The organism is Streptomyces sp. NPDC048106, from assembly GCF_040706415.1.
GTDB lineage: Bacteria > Actinomycetota > Actinomycetes > Streptomycetales > Streptomycetaceae > Streptomyces.
In genome coordinates, this window is sequence record NZ_JBEZND010000003.1 from 289950 (window position 1) to 311978 (window position 22029).

Consider the following 22029-nt stretch of genomic DNA (forward strand, 5'->3'; position numbering starts at 1 on the left):
TCAGCGGGCGCTCGCGCCGTGGACGTACTCCACCAGCCGGGTCAGCGCGTCCGGGTCGGTGTTGGGCATCACGCCGTGACCGAGGTTGAAGACATGGCCCTCCAGGCCCGCGGCGTCGTCCAGCACCTCCTGGGCCTTGGTCTCGACGACCTCCTTGCCGGCGAACAGCACGGTCGGGTCCAGGTTGCCCTGGAGCGCCTTGCCGGGGCCGACGCGGCGGGCGGCCTCCGTGAGCGGGACGCGCCAGTCGACGCCGACGACGTCCGCGCCGGCCTCGCCCATCAGGCCCAGCAGCTCGCCGGTGCCCACACCGAAGTGGATGCGCGGGACGCCGTAGTCCGCGACCGCGTCGAAGACCTTGGCCGAGGCGGGCATCGCCGAGCTCCGGTAGTCGGCGGGGGCGAGCGCGCCGGCCCAGGAGTCGAAGAGCTGCACCGCGGAGGCGCCGGCCTCGATCTGGACCTTGAGGAAGGTGGTCGTGATGTCGGCGAGGCGGTCGAGCAGGTCGGCCCACAGCTCGGGGTCGCCGTACATCATCGCCTTGGCGTTCTCGAACGTCCGCGACGGGCCGCCCTCGACCAGGTAGCTGGCCAGCGTGAAGGGGGCGCCCGCGAAGCCGATCAGCGGGGTGGGGCCCAGCTCGCGGGTGAGCATGCCGACGGCCTCGGTGACGTACGAGACGTCCTCGGGGGTCAGGTCGCGCAGCCGGGCCAGGTCGGCGCGGGTACGGATCGGCTGCTCGACGACCGGGCCGACGCCGGGTTTGATGTCCAGGTCGAGGCCGATGGCCTTGAGCGGGACGACGATGTCGCTGAAGTAGACCGCCGCGTCCACGCCGTGCCGGCGCACCGGCTGGAGGGTGATCTCGGTGACCAGCTCGGGCCGGGTGCAGGACTCCAGCATGGGAATGCCCTCGCGCACCTTGTGGTACTCGGGCAGGGACCGGCCGGCCTGGCGCATGAACCACACGGGGGTGTGCGGCACGGATTCACGCCTGCACGCCCTGAGGAAGGCGCTGTCGTACGTCGCGGTCGGCTGCTTGCCCTGGGAGGCGTTGTTGGCGGTCACGGGGAAAGTCTCGCACGACGGCGTCAAGGGGCCGCGCGGGGGCGGCGGGCACGCGCACGTCGCGGGGTGTCTTGCCTGCGCAGGGGCCCGATTCCCCTTACTCTTCCCCGCATGGCTGCGGCTCACGGACAAATGTCGGATGGCGCTGACGGATTGGGCGACGTGAAGGACACCGAGGAGGCGGACCGGCACTCGGGTGCCGCGGGTCCGCCGGCGTTCCGGGCCGCGGTCGACGCCCTGCGCGGCTGCCGGCTGCGCCCGCAGGTCGAGGTGGAGCCGACCCCCGCGCCGCAGCGGCTCGCGCCGTTCGCGTACGCGCTGGAGGCGGTGGTGGTCGACGGCGAGCAGGAGCTGGCCGACGGTCGCCTGGTGCTGCTGCACGACCCGGACGGGCACGACGCCTGGCGGGGCACGTTCCGGCTGGTGACGCTGGTACGGGCGGAGCTGGAGCCGGAGATGGCGGCCGATCCGCTGCTGCCGGAGGTGTGCTGGTCCTGGCTGACCGGGGCGCTGGAGGCGCGCGGCCTCGGCTACGGCGAGCCGAGCGGCACCGTCACGCGCGCGAGTTCCCACTACTTCGGCGGTCTCGCCGACCGGCCGGCCGCCTCGCAGATCGAGATCCGGGCGTCCTGGACGCCGCGCGAGGGGCTCGGCGGGGTGCCGGACACGGCCGCCCACCTGGCCTCCTGGTGCGACCTGCTGGCCCAGGTCGGGGGGCTGCCGCCGGCCGGTCCGGGCGACGCCTCCGTGGTGACGCTGCCGCAGCGCAGGGGTCCGCAGTCCCGGTGAAGTGACGGCGCGTCATGACCGCCGTCATCCTCCGGGGCGCTTATTGACCATCTCTTTGTCGATACGGCCACATTGCGCACTGGAATCGCACTCGCTCGGACCGACTCGATCTTCGGATGATCGATCGCGTGTCCGAATTGCACAGATTGTTACTCACTAGATCGTGATCACTCTCTAAAGGCGGACAGGTTTGCTGCCGAAGACGACTGTGACCTTGAAAGCACGGTTCGTCCCGGCTTCTTCCCCACAAGCCGGCCCCGTCCCCCCACCCAGGAGGCCTGGTGTCCGTTCTCCTTGAGCAACCCGCAAGCCTGGTCGCCTACCGCCCGAACAAGCCGACCGCCATGGTGGTCGTGGCCGACCCGCGCGTGCGTTCCACCGTCACCCGCCATCTGTGGGCACTCGGTGTGCGCGATGTGATCGAGGCCTCGTCCATCGCGGAGGCTCGTCCCCGCATCGGCAACCCCCGCGACATCTGCGTCGCCGACGTCCACCTGCCCGACGGCTCCGGCCTGACCCTGCTGTCCGAGACCCGCGCCGCGGGCTGGCCCAACGGGCTCGCCCTCTCCGCCGCCGACGACATCGGCGCGGTGCGCAACGCCCTGGCCGGCGGGGTCAAGGGCTACGTCGTCACCGGCACCCGCACCAACATCGGGCTCCCCACCCGCCCCGGTGCCGCCCCCCTCGGCGCCGCCGCCCGTATGCACCGCCGCCCCCCGGGTGCCCCGAGCCACCCGGGCGGCTACCGCGAACTGTCCGGACGCGAGGTCGAGGTGCTGCGACTGGTCGCGGAGGGCCAGTCGAACAAGGCGATCGGCGTCTCCATGGGCCTGTCCGCCCTCACCGTGAAGAGCCATCTCGCCCGCATCGCCCGCAAGCTGGGCACCGGCGACCGGGCCGGCATGGTCGCCGTGGCCCTGCGCACCGGAATCATCCACTGACCCCTCCCCTCCCCGTTCCCCTCCCCGTTCCCCTCTCCGTTCCCCTCCCTGCTCCCCATCCTGTTCCCCACCCCGCTCCGCTTCCCGCTCCCTCCCCGCCGCCCCGGTTCCCCTTTCAAACGACCGCTTCCGGAAAGCGGCCGGTTCACTCCCGTGGACCGGCGGATTCACCGGGCTGACTGGTTTACGCCCCCTCGGCGCCCGTCGACGGAACGTTCCGGCGACGGGCGCCGTCCGCGCATGGATACCCTTGACAGGTGACCGACGCCCAAGACATCGCAGCAGACAGCACCCGGCGCAGCAGTGGAGACACGTCTCCGGACGACGCCGGATCTTCTGTGACGGAGGCGCCGACACCCCTTCTCGAACCCCGCGAGGGCATTCCGCCCGTCGTCGCCGACGAGACCGCGCTCGCCGAGGTGGTCGCCGCCTTCGCCGCCGGTTCCGGTCCCGTCGCCGTGGACGCCGAACGCGCCTCCGGGTACCGCTACGGCCAGCGCGCGTATCTGGTGCAGCTGCGCCGCGAGGGCGCCGGCACCGCACTGATCGACCCCGTCGCCTGCCCCGACCTGTCCACGCTCGGCGAGGCGCTGTCCGGCGTCGAGTGGGTGCTGCACGCGGCCACCCAGGATCTTCCGTGCCTGCGCGAGATAGGCATGGTCCCGACCCGGCTGTTCGACACCGAGCTGGCCGGCCGGCTCGCCGGTTTCCCCCGGGTCGGCCTCGGCGCCATGGTGGAGAACGTCCTCGGCTTCGTCCTGGAGAAGGGCCACTCGGCCGTCGACTGGTCCACCCGCCCGCTGCCCGAGCCGTGGCTGCGCTACGCCGCGCTGGACGTCGAACTCCTCGTGGACCTGCGCGACGCCCTGGAGAAGGAGCTGGACCGGCAGGGCAAGCTGGACTGGGCGTTGCAGGAGTTCGACGCCATCGCGAGCGCCCCGCCGGCCGAGCCCCGCAGGGAGCCGTGGCGCCGTACGTCCGGGATGCACAAGGTGCGCCGCCGCAGGCAGCTTGCGGTCGTACGGGAGCTGTGGGAGACGCGGGACCGCATCGCTCAGCGGCGCGACGTGTCGCCGGGCAAGGTGCTGCCGGACGCGGCGATCGTGGAGGCGGCGCTGGCCCTGCCGGGCAATGTGCACGCCCTCGCCGCGCTGCACGGGTTCGGGCACCGGACCGGGCGGCGGCAGTTGGAGCAGTGGCAGGCGGCGGTGGACCGGGCGAAGGCCCTGCCGGAGCCGGAGCTGCCGCAGCCGGGACAGCCGGTGACCGGCCCGCCCCCGCCGCGGGCGTGGGCCGACAAGGACCCCTCGGCGGCGGCCCGCCTGTCGGCGGCGCGCGCCGCGGTGACCGCGCTCGCCGAGCGGCTGTCCATGCCCCAGGAGAACGTCGCCTCTCCCGACACCGTCCGCCGGGTCTGCTGGCAGCCGCCGGCCGTGGTCGACGCGGCGTCCGTCTCCGCCGCGCTCGCCGGGTACGGCGCGCGCCCGTGGCAGGTCGGGCTGGTGACGCCCGTGCTGGTGGCCGCGCTGTCGGACAAGGGAGCGTAAGGGCGGCGCCCCGGCCGACGAGATCGCGCCAAGATGTCCGCCCGCCCGGACGTGAACCGCCGGCCGCCCGCCGCCTCTCCCCCGTGCCCGCAGGGCGCGGCCCCTTCGGTGTGACCTTCGCCGCTGGCCCCGCCAGGACTGGGCAGCTACATTACTCGCAAGTAGCATGGGCTTAAGCAAGCGCTCAGCGTCCCGCACCATGGAGGAGAGCCATCGTGCCTCGTACCGTCAGGGACGTCGTCTTCGTCGACGGCGTCCGCACCCCGTTCGGCAAAGCGGGCCCGAAGGGCATCTACCACGAGACTCGCGCCGACGACCTCGTCGTCAAGGCGATCCGGGAGCTGCTGCGCCGCAACCCCGGCCTGGACCCGAAGAAGATCGACGAGGTCGCCATCGCCGCGACCACGCAGATCGGTGACCAGGGCCTGACCCTCGGCCGCACCGCCGGCATCCTCGCCGGCCTGCCGCAGTCGGTGCCCGGTTACTCCATCGACCGCATGTGCGCCGGCGCCATGACCGCCGTGACGACCGTGGCCGGCTCCATCGCGTTCGGCGCCTACGACGCCGTCATCGCCGGTGGCGTCGAGCACATGGGCCGGCACCCGATGGGCGAGGCCGTCGACCCCAACCCGCGGTTCGTGAGCGAGAAGCTGGTGGACGAGTCGGCCCTGTTCATGGGCATGACCGCGGAGAACCTGCACGACCGCTACCCGAGCCTGACCAAGCTGCGCTCCGACGAGTACGCGGTGCGCTCGCAGGAGAAGGCCGCCAAGGCGTACGCCGACGGCAAGATCCAGCAGGACCTGGTCCCGATCTCGGTGCGCCGCACCACCCCCGTGGGCGGCGAGACCGGCTGGGGTCTGGTGACCGCCGACGAGCCGATGCGCCCGGGGACCACCCTGGAGGGGCTGGCCAACCTCAAGACGTCGTTCCGCGTCCACGGCCGCGTCACCGCCGGCAACTCGGCCGGTCTGAACGACGGTGCCACCGCGTCGATCATCGCCAGCGAGGACTTCGCCCGCGAGCACGGCCTGCCGGTCAAGATGCGCCTGGTCTCCTACGCCTTCGCCGGCGTGGAGCCCGAGGTCATGGGCTACGGCCCGATCCCGGCCACCGAGAAGGCGCTCGCCAAGGCGGGTCTGTCCATCTCCGACATCGGCCTGTTCGAGATCAACGAGGCCTTCGCCGTCCAGGTCCTGGCCTTCCTTGAGCACTACGGCATCGCGGACGACGACGCGCGCGTCAACCAGTACGGCGGCGCCATCGCCTTCGGCCACCCGCTGGCCTCCTCCGGCATCCGTCTGATGACGCAGCTGGCCCGCCAGTTCGAGGAGCAGCCGCACGTCCGCTACGGCCTGACCACCATGTGCGTCGGCTTCGGCATGGGCGCGACGGTCATCTGGGAGAACCCGCACTTCGAGGGGGACAAGTGAGCACCACCGAGCTTCTGAAGCAGGCCTCGGACCTGTTCCCCGACGAGGTCGTCACCAGTGCGCACGTGCGCCACTTCGACCTCCCCTTCGGCGCCGGCCGCTTCGCGCTGATCACGCTGGACAACGGCCTGGACCACACCAAGCCGACCACCTTCGGACCGGCCTCGCTCGCGAACCTGAACGCGGCGATCGACCAGGTCGAGAAGGAGGCGGCCGACGGTGCGATCGCCGGCATCGGCATCACCGGCAAGCCGTTCATCTTCGCCGTCGGCGCCGACCTCAAGGGCGTCGAGCTGCTGAAGGAGCACGAGCACGCGCTCGCCATCGGCAAGGGCGGCCACGAGGTCTTCAAGCGCCTCGCGGGCCTCGCCGTGCCGACCTTCGCCTACTACAACGGCGCGGCCATGGGCGGCGGCGTCGAGGTCGGTCTGCACTGCACCTACCGGACCGTCTCCAAGGCGATCCCGGCGTTCTCGCTGCCCGAGGTCTTCCTCGGCCTGGTCCCCGGCTGGGGCGGCTGCACCCTGCTGCCGAACCTGATCGGCGCCGACAAGGCCGTCTCGGTCATCATCGAGAACTCGCTGAACCAGAACCGGCAGCTCAAGGGCAAGCAGGTCTTCGAACTGGGCATCGCCGACGCCCTCTTCGAGGGTGCCGACTTCCTGGAGCAGTCGCTGCTGTGGACGGCCAGGGTCCTCAACGGGGACGTCGAGGTCGAGCGTCCGGAGATCGACCGCGGCGAGGGCTGGGACCAGGCCGTGGCCAAGGGCCGCTTCATCGCCGACTCCAAGGTGCACGGCGCCGCCCCGGCCGCCTACCGTGCCCTGGAGATCATCGACGCCGCCCGCAATGGTGACCTCCAGCAGGGCTTCGACGCCGAGGACCAGGCCCTCGCGGACCTGATCATGGGCGGCGAACTGCGCGCCGGCATCTACTCGTTCAACCTGGTGCAGAAGCGCGGCAAGCGCCCGGTCGGCGCCCCGGACAAGAGCCTGGCCCGCCCGGTCACCAAGGTCGGCGTCGTCGGCGCCGGTCTGATGGCCAGCCAGCTCGCGCTGCTCTTCCTGCGCCGCCTGGAGGTGCCGGTCGTGCTGACCGACATCGACCAGGAGCGCGTCGACAAGGGTGTGGGCTACGTCCAGGCCGAGATCGACAAGCTGCTCGGCAAGGGCCGTATCAACCAGGACAAGGCCAACCGCCTCAAGGCGCTGGTCACCGGTGTCCTGGACAAGGCCGAGGGCTTCGCGGACGCGGACTTCATCATCGAAGCCGTGTTCGAGGAGATGAGCGTCAAGCAGAAGGTGTTCGCGGAGGTCGAGGCGGTCGCCCCGGCGCACGCGGTCCTCGCGACCAACACCTCCTCGCTGTCGGTGTCGGAGATGGCCTCGAAGCTCCAGCACCCCGAGCGGGTCGTGGGCTTCCACTTCTTCAACCCGGTCGCGATCCTGCCGCTGCTGGAGATCGTCCGCGGCGAGCAGACCGACGACGCCTCCCTGGCCACCGCCTTCGCGGTCGCCAAGAAGCTGAAGAAGACCGCGGTGCTGGTCAAGGACGCCCCGGCGTTCGTCGTGAACCGCATCCTGACCCGCTTCATGGGCGAGATCCAGAACGTCATCGACGAGGGCACCCCGGTCGCCGTCGCCGAGAAGGCGGTCGAGCCGCTGGGCCTGCCGATGTCCCCGCTGGTGCTGCTCGAACTGGTCGGCCCGGCGATCGGCCTGCACGTCTCGGAGACCCTCAACCGGGCCTTCCCGGACCGCTTCACGGTCTCCCCGAACCTGAAGGCCGTGGTCGAGGCCGGCAAGCGCGGCTTCTACGTCTACGACAGCGGCACGCCGGAGCTGGACCCCGAGGTCGCCGCGCTTCTCAAGCAGGGCGATGTCGTCCTGACCGAGGAGCAGGTGCGCGACCGCGTCCTGGACGCGGTGGCGCAGGAGATCGGGCTCATGCTCCAGGAGGGCGTCGTCGCCGAGGCCCAGGACATCGACCTGTGCCTGATCACGGGCGCCGGCTGGCCCTTCCACCTGGGCGGCATCACGCCGTACCTGGACCGTGAGGGCGTCTCGGAGCGGGTGAACGGCAAGCCGTTCCTGGCCCCGGGCGTGGCGAGCGTCCCCGCGTAACACCGGTGACGACGTGACGGGCCCCCGCCTCGGCGGGGGCCCTTTCGTCTGCCGGGGCGGTCAGACCGCCCGCCACGCCTCCAGCGCGAGCCCCGGTTCGTCCTTGCGGCGGGTGAGCAGGAGCCGGCCGGTGGACGGGGACAGCGTCGCCGCCACCACCCGGCCGTCCTCGTCCGTCCCGAGGGCCACCCGGGCGTCCACGGTGAGCCGGGGGCCCGACTCGGTCCACCAGGCGCCCGCGGACTCCAGTTCGGTCGGGTAGGCGGCGAAGGCGACGCGGCCGCTCGACGAGCGCTGGGCCAGCAGGGTGCAGTCGTGGCCGTCGAGGTCGCAGCGGACGGCCGTGACCGGGCCGTGGCCGGGCGAGGGCAGCAGGGTGACCGGTTCGCCGCCCGGCCGCCAGGCGCGCAGTTCGTCTCCGGTGCCGGTGTAGTAGAGCGTCGTACTGCCGGCGGACGTGGCGAGGGCGTACAGGCTCCCTGGGCGGACCGGCGCCTTCAGGGGCTCCTGGAGCACCGGCTGGGCGCCGGGCGCCTCCTGACGCCAGTACAGGACGCCCTGCGGGGTGGTCGCGTACAGCTCGACCCTGCCGGACTCCCCCGTCACCGCGGCGAGTCCGTCCTGGACGTCCTTGCCGCCGAGGTCCCGCCAGGGCTCCCAGCCGCCTTTCTCCTTCTGCGCGAGCATGCTCACGCCGCCACCCGCGTTGCGCACGAAGACATGCGCGCGGCCCTGGGCGTCGACGGCGACGGCGGGCGGGCCGGTGCGGTCGCCCTTCTTGTCGGGGTGGCCGACCGGGCTCCAGTCCAGGGCCGCGAGACGGGCGCGGAAGTGGGTGGAGTGCACCAGGCCCGACTCGCCCTTGGCGGTGGGCCGCCAGGACACCAGGTGGGCATAGCCGTCCGCGCCCTGGCCGACGGCCGGGACGGGATGCAGTTTCTGTTCGCCGCCGATCCTGCGCGGCTCGGTCCAGGGGCCGCCGGGGCCGAGTTCCGCCCGGCACAGGACGGCGTCGCCCGACGACTGGTAGACACTGAGCCGGCCGTCTCGGCCGCGAAGGAGCCAGTCTCCGTTCACCCGGTCACTTTAAGCCGGGGCGGTCCGCGCCCGGCCCGCGCCCTCCCCCGACGGTCGGCGAAGGCACCATGGCAGGCATGACGAACCCTCCGGAAACCCCCGGCACCCCCGACACCCCCGGCATCCCCGACACCCCGGTCGCCTCGGACGCGGTCCTGCCCCTGCTCGTCGTCGACGGCGCGAACGTCGTCGGATCCGTGCCCGACGGCTGGTGGCGCGACCGGCGCGGGGCCGCCGAGCGGCTGCGCGACCGCCTGGTGGCGTACGCGGACTCCGGTACGGCGGAACTGCCCGGGCCGCTCGACCTGGTGCTGGTGGTCGAGGGCGCCGCCCGCGGGGTGCCGTCCGTGCCCGGGGTGCGGGTGGTGGAGGCGTCCGGCAGCGGGGACGACCGGATCGTGGAGCTGGCCGCACAGGCGGCGGGCCGTACCTGTCTGGTCGTCACCGCCGACCGTGAACTGCGGCGGCGGGTGACGGCGCTGGGCGCGCGGGTCACCGGACCGCGCGCGGTGCTCGGCTGAGGCCGGAGCCTGTTTCGAAGGTCCCGCCGGTCACGACATCGGGGGCGCGGGCTCCGGCTTCGGCTGCTCGGGATGGGCGAGGCGGCTGTGCGAGCGGCCGTAGAGGAAGTAGACGACGAACCCGATCACCATCCAGATGGCGAACCGCAGCCAGGTCTCGGCGGGCAGATTGAGCATCAGCCAGAACGTGGCGCACACGGACAGGATCGGCACGAACGGAACCCACGGGGTGCGGAAGGCGCGGGGCAGGTCCGGGCGCGTCCTGCGCAGGATGATCACGCTGATGGCGACGACCACGAAGGCGAACAGCGTGCCGATGTTGACCAGTTCGGCCAGCTCGCTGAGGCTGGTGAACCCGGCGACGATCGCGATGATCACGCCGAGCAGGATGGTCGGCCGGTGCGGGGTCCGGAAGCGGGGGTGGACCCGGGAGAAGAAGCGCGGCAGCAGCCCGTCGCGGCTCATCGCGAAGAACACCCGGGTCTGCCCGAGCAGCAGGATCAGGCACACGGTGGTCAGGCCGATGGCGGCGCCGAAGCTGATCACGCCCGCGTACCAGGGGTGCCCGATGGACTTGAAGGCGTCGGCGAGCGGGGCGTCCACGGACAGCTGGGTGTAATGCTGCATGCCGGTGACCACGATGGAGACGGCCACGTAGAGCACGGTGCAGATGAGCAGGGAGCCGAGGATGCCGCGGGGCACGTCCCGCTGCGGGTTGCGGGTCTCCTCGGCCGCGGTGGCCACGATGTCGAAGCCGATGAAGGCGAAGAACACCACCGAGGCGGCGGTGAAGATGCCCATCACGCCGAAGTTGGCGGGCGCCCAGCCGAACATGAGCTGCACCAGCGGGGCCTTGAGGCTGGCACCGGCCGGCACCGGCTGGGCCGGCGGGATGAACGGGCGGTAGTTGTCGGCGCGGACGAAGAACGCGCCCGCGATGATCACGATGAGTACGACGGCCACCTTGATCGCGACGACCAGCGAGGTGATCCGGGCCGAGAGCTTCATGCCGACGACGAGGATCGCGGTCAGGACGAGCACCAGGATCGCGGCGAGGATGTCGAAGCCGAAGCCGTGGGCGCCGTCCCGGCCGGAGAGGTACCCCGGCAGGTGCCAGCCCGCGTTGTCCAGCAGCGAGCGGATGTAGCCGGACCAGCCGACCGCGACCACCGCGGTGCCGAGCGCGAACTCCAGGACCAGGTCCCAGCCGATGATCCAGGCGGGCAGCTCGCCCAGCGAGGCGTAGCTGAAGGTGTACGCCGAGCCCGCCACCGGGACCGTGGACGCGAACTCGGCGTAGCACAGGGCGGCGAGGGCGCAGACCACGCCGGCGGCGACGAAGGCCAGGGCGACCGCGGGTCCCGCGTTGTTCTTGGCGACCTGTCCGGTCAGCACGAAGATGCCGGTACCGATGATCACACCGACACCGAAAACGGTCAGGTCGAGCGCGGAAAGCGACTTCTTGAGCGCATGCTCCGGTTCCTCGGTGTCCCGGATCGACTGCTCGACGTTCTTCGTCCTGAAGAGCGAGCTGCTCACGTTGCGGCCTCCCACGCTCGTCGTCCTCGACCTGGCTCGACATGATCGAGAGGAACGGGACGCGAGTGCCCCGTGACAGGCAGGCTTACGCACGCGGGCCGGTTCCGCCACCGCGAGGAGCGGCGGAACCGGCCCGGTCACAGGCGCTGTTCCTAGTCGCGCGCGGATTCCACGGACTCCACCGCGTCCGCCGTACGGTCGAACCGGCCGTCCAGCCTGGCGACCAGGCCGGTGACCTGCCGGGCGATGTCCGGCGCGGTGAGACCGATCTCGGCGAGCACCTCGGCGCGCGAGGCGTGGTCGAGGAAGCGCGGCGGGATGCCGAAGTCGCGCAGCGGCACGTCCACGCCCGCGTCGCGCAGCGCCTGGGCGATGGTGGAGCCGACGCCGCCGACCCGGCTGTTGTCCTCGACGGTGACGACGACCCGGTGCCGTTCGGCCAGCGGGGCCATCGCCTCGTCCACCGGCTTGACCCAGCGCGGGTCGACCACGGTGGTGGAGATGCCCTGCTTGTCGAGCAGGGCGGCGATCTCCAGGCACATCGGGGCGAGGGCGCCGACGGAGACCAGGAGCACGTCCGGCCGTTCGGTGCCCGCCTCGCGCAGCACGTCCATGCCGCCGACGCGGCCGACGGCGGGGACGGCGGGGCCGACGGCGCCCTTGGAGAAGCGCACCACGGTCGGCGCGTCCTCGACGGCGACGGCCTCGCGGAGCTGGGCCCGCACCTGGTCGGCGTCGCGCGGCGCGGCCATCCTGAGGCCCGGCACGACCTGAAGGATCGACATGTCCCACATGCCGTTGTGGGAGGCGCCGTCGGTGCCGGTGACGCCGGCCCGGTCGAGCACGAAGGTGACGCCGCACTTGTGCAGGGCCACGTCCATCAGGACCTGGTCGAAGGCGCGGTTGAGGAAGGTGGCGTAGACGGCGAAGACGGGGTGGACGCCGGCGTGGGCGAGGCCGGCGGCGGAGACGGCGCCGTGCTGCTCCGCGATGCCCACGTCGTACACCCGGTCGGGGAAGCGCTTGGCGAACCGGTCGAGGCCGACCGGCTGGAGCATGGCCGCGGTGATGGCGACGAGGTCCTCGCGCTCCTCGCCCAGCCGGACCATCTCCTCGCCGAACACGGAGGTCCAGTCGGCGCCGGAGGCGGCGATCGGCAGGCCGGTGTCCGGGTGGATCCGGCCGACGGCGTGGAAGCGGTCGGCCTCGTCCTGGAGGGCGGGCTGGTAGCCGCGGCCCTTCTCGGTGAGGCAGTGCACGATGACCGGGCCGCCGAACCGCTTGGCGCGGGTCAGCGCCGACTCCAGCGCCTCGATGTCATGGCCGTCGATCGGGCCGACGTACTTCAGGCCGAGGTCCTCGAACATGCCCTGCGGGGCGATGAAGTCCTTCAGGCCCTTCTTGGCGCCGTGCAGCGTCTCGTAGAGCTGCCTGCCGACGACGGGGGTCTTCTCCAGCACCTCGCGGGTGCGGGCGAGGAAGCGCTCGTAGCCGTCGGTGGTGCGCAGGGTGGCCAGGTGGTTGGCGAGTCCGCCGATGGTGGGGGCGTACGACCGCTCGTTGTCGTTGACGACGATGACGAGGGGGCGGTCCTTGGCGGCGGCGATGTTGTTGAGCGCCTCCCAGGCCATGCCGCCGGTCAGCGCGCCGTCGCCGATGACGGCGGCGACGTGGCTGTCCCGCTTCATGAGCTGGTTGGCCTTGGCGATGCCGTCGGCCCAGCCGAGCACGGTGGAGGCGTGGCTGTTCTCGATGACGTCGTGGTCGGACTCGGCCTGCGCGGGGTAGCCCGACAGGCCGCCCTTCATCTTCAGCCGGGAGAAGTCCTGGCGGCCGGTGAGCAGCTTGTGCACGTAGGACTGGTGGCCGGTGTCGAAGAGCACCTTGTCCTTCGGGGACTCGAAGACCCGGTGCAGGGCGATGGTGAGCTCGACCACGCCGAGGTTGGGGCCCAGGTGTCCGCCGGTCTTGGAGACGGCCTCCACGAGGAAGGTCCGGATCTCACCTGCCAGCTGGTCCAGCTCTTCCAGGCTGAGCCGGTCCAGATCGCGCGGTCCCCTGATGCGGGTCAGCAGCGGCACCCGTGCCTCCTTGCAGTAGAGCTGATCGAGCTTTCGCCGGGCTCGACGAGTCTAATGTTCCGCCCGAGCGGCCGGTGCGCGGGCGGTGGGTCGTGGCTCGAACGGCTGTGCCCGGCGGAGACGGCCGATCCCGCACCGGGGCACGGCTGTGCCCGGCACCTGTGTCGGTGCCGGGCACAGCCGTGCGGATCGCGGGCGGCCTCAGGCGCGCCCGGCCGCCTTCTGGCTCTTGCGGGACACGGAGTCGATGACCACCGCGCCCAGGAGCACCGCACCGGTGATCATGTACTGGATCGAGGTGTTCATGTTCAGCAGGTCGAGACCGGTCTGGATCGACTGGATGACCAGCATGCCGAGCAGCGCGGACCACACCGAGCCGCGACCGCCGAAGAGGCTCGTGCCGCCGATGACCGCGGCGGCGATGGCGAGCATCAGCGTGTTGCCGCCGCCCGCGTTCAGCGTCGCGCTCGACGTCTGGCCGGCGAAGAACATGCCGCCGAGGGCCGCGAAGCCACCGGAGATGGCGAACACGCTGATCCGCACCAGCGGCACGTTGATACCGGCACGGCGCGCCGCCTCGATGCCACCGCCGACCGCGAAGACCTTACGGCCGTACTTCGTACGACGGAGCACGAAGTCGACGACGACCAGCGCGGCGAGGAAGATCACCAGGGCGTTGGAGACACCGGAGGCGTTGTTCAGCGTGGCCGCGGCGGCGAAGGACGCGACCGCGAGCAGTCCGGCTCGGAACAGGATCTCGCTGGTGGGCCGGAAGGGCACCCCGGCCGCCCGGCGGCGGCGCTGCTCGTTGAACGAGCCCACCAGCATCAGCACGACACCGAGGCCCGCCAGCAGGTAGGCGCCGACGATGGCCTGGTCCATGAAGAACGAGTTCTGGCCGAAGATGTGCACAGGGCCGGAGTCCGACGGGATGTTGATCGTTCCACTGGAGCCGAGCAGCCACAGCATCAGGCCGTTCCAGCCGAGGAAGCCGGCCAGGGTCACCACGAACGCCGGTACACCGATCTTGGCGAAGAACCAGCCGTGCACGGCGCCGATGACGATGCCCGTGACGATCGTCAGGACCAAGGCCAGCCAGGGGTTCATGCCGTGGCTGACCACGAAGGTCGCGAAGACGGTGGACGACAGGCCGCTGACCGAGCCGACGGAGAGGTCGATCTCACCGAGCAGCAGCACGAACACCAGGCCGATGGCGAGCATGCCGGTGGCCGACAGGAAGTAGCTGATGTTGGACAGGTTGTCCGCGCTGAGGAACAGGCTGTTCTTGAGCTGGAAGATCGTCCAGATGACGATCAGGCCGACGAAGACCGGGAGCGAACCCAGTTCGCCGCCCTTCACCTTGCGCTTGAACTCGGTGAGGTAACCCTTGAGGCCCTCCTCGCGGACCAGCAGGCGCGGGTCGACGACGGGCACCGGGGCGGCCGTGGGGTCCTCCGCGGGGGCCGCGTTCTCCGGGGTCTCCACCGCGGTGTCGGCCTTCTCGGCCTCGGACGAGCCCTCGTCCTTCACGGTCTTGGACGTGTCACTCACTTTGCCGCCTCCGTGCTGCGACGCTCCGCACGACGAGTCACGGCGTTCTCCGTGGCTCCCGTGATCGCGGCGATGATCTCTTCGTGGCTGGTGCTCTTCACGGGGAAGGAGCCGTTGTTCCTGCCCAGGCGCAGGACGGCGACGGTGTCCGCGACCGCCTTGACGTCCGCCATGTTGTGGCTGATGAGGATGACGCCGAGGCCGCGCTCGCGCAGCCGCTCGACCAGGTCGAGGACCTGTGCGGTCTGCTCGACGCCGAGGGCGGCGGTGGGCTCGTCGAGGATGACCACCTTCGGGTCGCCGATCAGGGCGCGGGCGATGGCCACGACCTGGCGCTGACCACCGGAGAGGCTCGCGATCGGGATGCGCACGCTCGGGATCCGGATCGAGAGCGTGCTCAGCAGCTCACGGGCCTGCTTCTCCATCGTGACCTCGTCGATGGCGCCGTAGTGCAGCAGCTCGCGGCCGAGGAAGAGGTTGCCGACGACGTCGAGGTTGTCGCACAGGGCGAGGTCCTGGTAGACGGTCGCGACGCCGAGTCCCTGGGCGTCTTGCGGCTTGGTGATGCTGACCGGCTTGCCGTCCCATTCGATGACGCCGTCATCGATGGGGTGGACACCCGCGATCGTCTTGACCAGGGTCGACTTTCCTGCGCCGTTGTCGCCCACCAGGGCGACCACTTCTCCGGCGTGGACCTCCAGTTCGACATCGGTGAGGGCCTGGACCGCACCGAATCGCTTGGAGACTCCGCGCAACGCCAGCACGGGCGTAGCGGACACGTGAACCATCTCCTTCGCCGCCTGACCGGCGGGAATTCCGCGCCGGGGGGTCGGGCGCGGAGGAGCGTGCATGCAGCACGCGGCTTACAGAATGAACAGGGGCGAATCCGCTGCCGGCGGCAACGGGATCCGTCCGACGCCCGCCCCGGCAGCGGGGTACGAAGGCCGGGGCGGGCGTCGGACAGGTTTCGCGTGACCGCTGAGGCGGTCAGGGCCCGGGCGGCTCTGCGAGCCTGGCCCGAGCGACGCTCAAGTGCTTACTCGAGACCGGCGGCCTTGCAGGCCTTGGCGTAGGCGGCGGTGCAGATGTCCTGGACGGTGTAGAGCTTGTCCTTGATCACCGTGTCCTTGATGTTGGCCTTGGTGACCGACACCGGGGTCAGCAGCTGCGAGGGCACCTTGTCACCGGAGCCGCTGGTCTTCGTCACGGTGGCGACGGACGAGATGCTCTTGCCCTGGAGCAGGTCGACCGCGACCTCGGCCGCGGCCTCGGCCTCCGGCTTGAAGGCCTTGTATACGGTGCTGGACTGGGTGCCCGCGACGATGCGCTGGATGCCCGCGAGCTCCGCGTCCTGGCCGGTCAGCGGGATGCCGCTGATGCCGGAGCCCTTGAGCGTGGTGGCGATGCCGCCGGACATGCCGTCGTTGGCGGAGTAGACGCCCGCGATCTTCTTGGCGCCGAGCTGCGTGATGGCCGCCTTCATCTTCTGGGCGGCGACGGTGTCCTGCCACAGGCCGGACTGCTCGTAGGCGATGTCGACCTTGCCGTCGAGGACGCTGTGGGCGCCCTTCTTGAACTCCGCGGCGTTCGGGTCGGCGTCGTCACCGTTGATCATGACGACCTTCGACGACTTGGTGGCCTTGGAGCCGAGCGCGTCGACCAGCGCCTGGCCCTGGAGCTCGCCGACCTTGACGTTGTCGAAGGAGACGTACGCCGAGACCGGGCCCTGGGCGAGGCGGTCGTAGGCGACGACCTTGATGCCCTTGTTGACCGCGGTCTGGATGGAGGACTTGATGGCGGCGGAGTCCTGCGCGCTGACCACGATCACCTTGACACCCTTGGTGATCATGCTGCTGACCTGCTGGGCCTGCTTGGCGGCGTCACCGGCGGCGTTCGCGTACTCGACCTTGCAGTCCGAGCAGAGCGCGCTGACCTTGGCCTCGAAGTAGGGCTTGTCGAACTTCTCGTAGCGCGCGGTGACGCTGTCGGGGAGCAGCAGGCCGATGGTCTTGCCGCCGGAACCACTGCTGGAGGAGTCGTCGCTCTTCTTGTTGTCGCCCGCTTTACCACAGGCGGCCAGCGAAAGGGCCATGGAAACAGCGGCGGTGCCAATGACGACTCTACGCATCGTTGCGTTCATTGTTGGGGTGCCTCCCTGACAGGGCCGCACTGCGGCCGAGGTGGTGGTGAGTCAACTCGGCCACGCGTACGACGTCAAGAAGTAAATTCTTAACGAGATGGCAACGGTGCCATCCGTTATCTAAGTGAAGGCAGGCGTGGACACAGCCGGAGCGCCGGTGGCAGAACCGTCCAGAAGCGCCGAATCACCCATCTCGCTCAGGGCGAGCGCGAGCGCGCCCAGCACCTCCGCACGGCCCCCAAGTGCCCCTGGGAGAACCGAGAGTTGGCGGGCCGCGCTGGGGATCGCATAGCGGCTCACGGACTCCCTGATGGGCCCCAGAACCAGCTCGCCGGCCTCCGCGAGATCACCGCCGAGGACCACTCGGCTGGGGTTCAGCAGATTACACAGGTTGGCAACACCGCTGCCGATGTGGCGGCCGACGTCGGCGATCACCCGGCGGCACCCCGGGTCGCCCTCCCGGGCGAGCCGTACGACGCCTTCCATGGTCAGGCCGGGGCCGTGGCCCGGTTGGAGCAGCGGGAGGACGTAGGGGGCGGCCGCGAAGGTCTCCAGGCAGCCGCGGTTGCCGCAGCGGCAGACCGGCCCCGACTCGTCCAGGGTGATGTGCCCGATCTCGCCCGCGGTGCCGCCGGGCCCCCGGTAGATCTTGCCGTCGATCACCAGGCCGGCGCCGACGCCGCTGGCGACCTTGATGTAGGCCAGGTCGCGCACGCCCTTGCCGCTGCCCCAGACCAGCTCGCCGAGGGCGCCGAGGTTCGCGTCGTTGTCCACGTGCACCGGCACGCCGAGGCGTTCGCGCAGCTCCGCGGCGGGCTTGGTGCCGCCCCAGCCGGGCAGGATGGTGATGGATCCGAGGGTGCCGGACTCCAGCTCCAGCGGGCCGGGCACGCCGAGGCCCACGCCCGCGATCTTGGACCGGTCGACCCCGGTGGCCCTGAGCAGCCGGTTGATCAGTTCCTCGGCCCGGTCGAAGCCCTGGGCCGCGGAGGCGTCCACGTCCAGCGGCTCGGCCTCCTCGATCAGCACCTGGTGGGCCAGGTTGCCGACGGCGACGCGCAGGTGGGTGTGGCCGAAGTCGACGCCGATCACGACGCCCGCGTCCCCGCTGAGGCTGACGCTGCGGGCCCGGCGCCCGCCCGCGGAGGTGGGGGTGACCTCGACCGTCCCGCCGTCCTTCAGTTCCCGCACGATGTTGGAGACCGTGGCGGCGGACAGGCCGGTGCTCCGCGCGATCTCCGCCTGTGTGAGGGAACCGGCCAGCCGGACGGCCCGTACCACCCGCTCCAGGTTGGCTCGGTGCAGTGACGACTGCGACCCTGGAGTCTCCACGACGACCTCCTGAGCGGGGGGCCGCTTCGGCGGGGCCCCATGTATGTCCAACTAGTGAACTCTAAGCTGAGCCGTTCGGGGCGACTCCCGTCAAGAGGTTGACCCGGATCCGGGGCATCCGCCACAACGGCGCACGCCGCCCGGAGGCCGGACGGCGTGCGCACGATGATTACGAGGCGTCACCCCCGCTGGGCCGGGCGGGCTACTTCAGCGCCCCCGCGGTGAGCCCCTGGACCACCTGCCGCTGGAAGACGATGTACGCCCCGAGCACCGGCAGCATGGCCATCACCAGGCCCGCGAAGAGCCCCGACCAGTCACCCTTGTAGCCCTGACTGACCGCCAACTGGACCAGCCCCTGGGTGAGCACCTTCTTGTCGGGGTCGGTGTTGAGGACCGTGGGCAGCATGTACTGGTTCCACTGGCCCAGGAAGTTGAAGATGCCCACGCTGATCAGACCGGGCTTGGCCATGGGCAGCATGATCTGGAAGAACGTACGCGTGTGCGAAGCCCCGTCCACGAACGCCGCCTCCGCCACCGAGGTCGGCAGGGTGCGGAAGAAGGCCGTGAGGAAGAAGACGGTGAACGGGAGCGAATACGCGATGTAGACCAGGATCAGCCCGTGGATGGTGTTCAGCAGGCCCATGTTGTTCACCACGTAGAACAACGGGACCAGGGCCAGCATGATCGGGAAGCTCATGCCGCCGATGAACAGGTAGTAGATGAACCGGTTGCCCGGGAAGTCGAAGCGGGCGAGCACATAGGCGGCCATGGAGCCGAGCACCAGGGTGCCGATGAGCGAACCGCCGACCACCAGGACGGTGTTGAGGAAGTAGTCGCTCATGTTGGCGTCGGTCCAGGCCCGCGCCCAGTTCTCGAAGTGCAGCCGGTCCGGCAGCGCCCAGGGCGAGCCGAAGATGGAGCTGTCGTTCTTGAAGGACGTCATCACCGCCCACAGCAGCGGCAGGACCACCATGATCGCCCAGACGACCAGCACGCCGTGCGAGAAGACGTTGAGGACGCCGCCCTCCTTTTTACGGCGGCCGGGCTTCGAAACCGGCAGGTCCACCTTGGAGACGGGTCCACCGGACTCGGCCGGCAGCGGAGCGGGGGTCTCGGTCGTCTTCATCGGTTCAGAACTCCAGCCGCTCGCGACGGCCCAGCCGCATCACGATCGCCGCGAACGCGAGCGTGACGACCAGCAGGGCGACGCCGATGGTGGTGGCGTAGGCGGCCTGACCGTCCCGGAACGCCTTCTGGTACACGTACAGGACCAGCACCGTGGTCGAGTAGTCGGGCCCGCCCGGACCGGTCGTCATGATCTGTACGACGGCGAACGACTCGGCGCCGAGCGCGAGGATGCCCATGTAGACCCAGCCGGACTGCACGGTGTCCCACAGCAGGGGCAGGGTGATGCGGAAGAAGGTGGTGGCGCGGCTCGCCCCGTCGATCAGCGCGGCCTCGTACAGCTCGGCCGGGATCGAGGCCATGCCCGCGGAGAACAGGACCACGAAGAAGCCGGTCGTGGACCAGACGAGCACCGCCATCACACACCACAGGGCGAGGCTCGGATCGCCCAGCCACAGGGGCTGGAGGTGGCCGAGTCCGATGCCGCGCAGGAGCGAGTTGATCGCCCCGCTGTCCGGGTTGTACGCGAACTGGAACAGCAGCGCCACGATCGCGATGGACAGCACCTGCGGAAAGAAATAAACGATCTTGTAGAAGGAGGAGCCCCGCACACCCGTGATCGCGGGGCCGCCCCTTCTGCGTCGTCCGCCCACATTGATCATGAAGGCGAAGAAGAGCGCCAGACTGATCGTCACGACCGGTAGCACCAGGGCGAAGAGCAGGCTGTGCTGCAACGACTTCCAGAAGATGTCGTCGTCGAGCATCCTCTTGTAGTTGTCGAAGCCGACCATCTTGAATTCGGGGCTCAGGCCGGTCCAGTCCGTGAACGAGTAGTAGATGGACTGGATGAACGGCCACACCACGAACAGCGCGTACAGTCCCAGGGGCACTGCCAAAAACCCCACGATGAACCGGTACTTGCCGTGCTGCATCGCCACTCCGGTGCGCTCGGGGGTGCTGGTTACTGGTGCTTGTAGTGCTTGATCGTGGTGTCCTTGGCCGCCTCGTCGGCGAAGCCCTGGATCTTCTTTATGGCCTCCGCCGGAGTGATGCGGCCGGCCATCATCTCGCCGAGCGCGCCCACGCCGATCTTCTCCTTCTCCAACTGCACGTACCAGTCCTGGAGGCGGGGGTTGACCACGTTGGCGCCGGCGAGCTGGAGCGCCGCCACGCCGGACTTCAGGCCCGGGGTCAGCTCGATGCCGCTGGTGCCGCCGTTGTACGCGGTCAGCGACTTCACCTTGGCGGTGAAGTTCTTCGAGGACGCCTCCGACAGCATGATGCGGAGCTGCTCCATGCCGCCCTCGGGGTTCGCGGCCTTGGAGGGCACGATGAACGGTTCGCCGCCGGAGGCCCAGATGGTGCCGAAGGGCATCTTGTCGCTGCTGTCGATGCCGGTGGGCGCGGAGACGGCGAGGTCGAAGTCCTTGGGGATGACGTTCGCCGACTCGTTCTCCACCCAGGAGCCGTTGGGGATGAACAGCGCCTCGCCCTTGGCCCACGCGGTCTGCGACTGGATGTGGTCGAGACCGGGCGTGCCCTTGAGGACGTAACCCTTCTTGTACAGCTCGTAGTACGCCTCGAAACACGCCTTGACCGCCGGGTGCTTCCAGGCGTTCGGCTCCAGGTTGTCGATGGCGTCGAGGACATCGCGGCCGCCGACCTTGCCGATCATCGGGTAGAGCGAGAAGGGGATGTAGTACGGGTACTTGCCCGCGTACGTCCAGCCCGCCATGCCCTTCTTCTTGGCCTTGGCGCACACCTGGAGCATCTCGTCCCAGGTCTTCGGGTACTCGGCGTCGAGCGAGTCGAGGGCCTTCTGCGAGTACCAGACGCCGTAGACCGTGTAGGCGTAGTACAGGATCCACACCGGCTTGCCGTCGAACTGGCCCATCTCCACGATGCCGGGGCGCAGCGTGTCGCGGACCTTCTTGTTCGGGTCGTCGTACGACGGCGCGTCCAGGAGCGGGGTGAGGTCGGTGAGCTGGCTCTTGCCGACCAGGACGCCCATGTCCATCTGCTCGGCGCCGGAGTTGTCGATGAGGTCCGGCGGGTTGCCCTGGTTGAAGCGGGGCTGGAGGGTGGACTGGATCTTCTGGGTGGCGGCGAACTTCACCGTGGCCTTCGGGAAGTCCTTCTCGTAGATCTTGACCGCGTCCTGCGCGTACTCCTTGCCGAAGCCGCCGTCGAAGAGGACGAACTCCATCTTGGCGGTGTTGTTGACGCCGAGGGGGTTCTTGGTGGTCTTCTCGCCGGCCTTGGCCTTGCTCTGGCCGTCGCCGCCGCTGCTCGCACAGGCGGACAACAGGCCCATCCCCGGAACGGCGACCAGGCCGAGCGCGGCGGACCGCCTGATCAGTTCTCGGCGGCCGACACCCTCACGGTCGTGCGCAGTGGATCCCATGCTCAAGTCCTCGCCTTCTCCAGGACTCAGGCGGTGAACCGGATCCTGCCCGGCACCGCGTTCGGGTCAAGCTGGGTGGTGCAGGAAGTTCTTCGTGCATGTACTGCCGGGATTGCTCTTGTACCGGGCGCCGACAGGTATAGTCCATTTCCCGTCAGCGGAGCAAGATCGAATACAGGGTTCCCGGCGGGTCTTTTCCGAGTTGAGACCTCACGGACACGGGACCGGGCCGCACGAAGCCTCCGGGAAATCGGCACGACATCAGCCCCGCGAACGACACGCCCAACCCCCTTGACACGGCTCGCCACTTGATCACCTACTTGGTTCCTGTGCCCCGTTTCTGACAACGTTGTCCGCA

General features: G+C 70.1%; 17 protein-coding genes. 6 read left to right on the top strand and 11 right to left on the bottom strand.

The features are described 5' to 3' along the window. Positions 1 to 1068 carry a uroporphyrinogen decarboxylase gene (gene hemE / locus AB0927_RS04475; protein WP_366666006.1) on the bottom strand — a complete coding sequence of 356 codons (1068 nt, stop codon included), beginning with the start codon at positions 1066 to 1068 and terminating at the stop codon, positions 1 to 3. A 111-nt stretch (positions 1069 to 1179) separates the two neighbouring features. On the opposite strand from hemE, the gene AB0927_RS04480 reads away from it, so the two are divergent. The 5 genes from AB0927_RS04480 (at position 1180) to AB0927_RS04500 (ending at position 7901) form a co-directional block, all read left to right on the top strand. After that, positions 1180 to 1857 (top strand): DUF3000 domain-containing protein, encoded by a 678-nt coding sequence (locus AB0927_RS04480; RefSeq protein ID WP_366666007.1) that lies wholly within the window; start codon positions 1180 to 1182, stop codon positions 1855 to 1857. Between the two features lie 281 nt (positions 1858 to 2138). Continuing rightward, positions 2139 to 2798 (top strand): response regulator transcription factor, encoded by a 660-nt coding sequence (locus tag AB0927_RS04485; protein WP_030777669.1) that lies wholly within the window; start codon positions 2139 to 2141, stop codon positions 2796 to 2798. Between the two features lie 257 nt (positions 2799 to 3055). After that, positions 3056 to 4345, top strand: a complete 1290-nt coding sequence (locus AB0927_RS04490) for a ribonuclease D (RefSeq protein ID WP_366666008.1) — start codon at positions 3056 to 3058, stop codon at positions 4343 to 4345. 215 nt (positions 4346 to 4560) lie between these two features. Beyond that, positions 4561 to 5778: an acetyl-CoA C-acyltransferase gene (locus tag AB0927_RS04495; RefSeq protein WP_366666009.1), complete on the top strand. Its 1218-nt coding sequence runs from the start codon at positions 4561 to 4563 to the stop codon at positions 5776 to 5778. Beyond that, complete coding sequence (locus tag AB0927_RS04500) at positions 5775 to 7901, top strand: 3-hydroxyacyl-CoA dehydrogenase NAD-binding domain-containing protein (RefSeq protein ID WP_366666010.1); 2127 nt, start codon at positions 5775 to 5777, stop codon at positions 7899 to 7901. Before AB0927_RS04495 ends, AB0927_RS04500 begins: the two co-directional genes overlap by 4 nt. Before the next feature lie 60 nt (positions 7902 to 7961). Here the strand turns inward: AB0927_RS04500 and AB0927_RS04505 are convergent, their stop codons facing one another. Further along, complete coding sequence (locus AB0927_RS04505; RefSeq protein ID WP_366666011.1) at positions 7962 to 8978, bottom strand: hypothetical protein; 1017 nt, start codon at positions 8976 to 8978, stop codon at positions 7962 to 7964. Positions 8979 to 9055: 77 nt separating this feature from the next. Here AB0927_RS04505 and AB0927_RS04510 point away from each other — a divergent pair, with 77 nt between their 5' ends. Further along, positions 9056 to 9499, top strand: coding sequence for an NTP pyrophosphohydrolase (locus AB0927_RS04510; protein ID WP_366666012.1), 444 nt, complete (start codon positions 9056 to 9058; stop codon positions 9497 to 9499). Between the two features lie 30 nt (positions 9500 to 9529). Here the strand turns inward: AB0927_RS04510 and AB0927_RS04515 are convergent, their stop codons facing one another. From AB0927_RS04515 to ngcE, 9 genes are all read right to left on the bottom strand, one after another. Beyond that, positions 9530 to 11038 (bottom strand): amino acid permease, encoded by a 1509-nt coding sequence (locus tag AB0927_RS04515; protein WP_366666013.1) that lies wholly within the window; start codon positions 11036 to 11038, stop codon positions 9530 to 9532. Between the two features lie 152 nt (positions 11039 to 11190). Then, positions 11191 to 13119 (bottom strand): 1-deoxy-D-xylulose-5-phosphate synthase, encoded by a 1929-nt coding sequence (gene dxs / locus AB0927_RS04520; RefSeq protein ID WP_366666014.1) that lies wholly within the window; start codon positions 13117 to 13119, stop codon positions 11191 to 11193. 201 nt (positions 13120 to 13320) lie between these two features. Further along, positions 13321 to 14604 (bottom strand): sugar ABC transporter permease, encoded by a 1284-nt coding sequence (locus AB0927_RS04525; protein WP_366666064.1) that lies wholly within the window; start codon positions 14602 to 14604, stop codon positions 13321 to 13323. Positions 14605 to 14666: 62 nt separating this feature from the next. Then, positions 14667 to 15458: an ATP-binding cassette domain-containing protein gene (locus AB0927_RS04530; RefSeq protein ID WP_366666015.1), complete on the bottom strand. Its 792-nt coding sequence runs from the start codon at positions 15456 to 15458 to the stop codon at positions 14667 to 14669. Positions 15459 to 15706: 248 nt separating this feature from the next. Continuing rightward, positions 15707 to 16798 (bottom strand): substrate-binding domain-containing protein, encoded by a 1092-nt coding sequence (locus tag AB0927_RS04535; RefSeq protein WP_366666016.1) that lies wholly within the window; start codon positions 16796 to 16798, stop codon positions 15707 to 15709. A gap of 132 nt (positions 16799 to 16930) precedes the next feature. Beyond that, positions 16931 to 18142 (bottom strand): ROK family transcriptional regulator, encoded by a 1212-nt coding sequence (locus AB0927_RS04540; protein ID WP_366666017.1) that lies wholly within the window; start codon positions 18140 to 18142, stop codon positions 16931 to 16933. Positions 18143 to 18344: 202 nt separating this feature from the next. After that, positions 18345 to 19268, bottom strand: coding sequence for a carbohydrate ABC transporter permease (locus tag AB0927_RS04545; RefSeq protein WP_366666019.1), 924 nt, complete (start codon positions 19266 to 19268; stop codon positions 18345 to 18347). Between the two features lie 4 nt (positions 19269 to 19272). Further along, on the bottom strand, positions 19273 to 20199 hold the full coding sequence (locus AB0927_RS04550) for a sugar ABC transporter permease (protein WP_366666020.1): 927 nt from the start codon (positions 20197 to 20199) through the stop codon (positions 19273 to 19275). A 29-nt stretch (positions 20200 to 20228) separates the two neighbouring features. Then, positions 20229 to 21671 carry an N-acetylglucosamine/diacetylchitobiose ABC transporter substrate-binding protein gene (gene ngcE, locus AB0927_RS04555; protein ID WP_366666021.1) on the bottom strand — a complete coding sequence of 481 codons (1443 nt, stop codon included), beginning with the start codon at positions 21669 to 21671 and terminating at the stop codon, positions 20229 to 20231. Between the last annotated feature and the right edge of the window lie 358 nt (positions 21672 to 22029).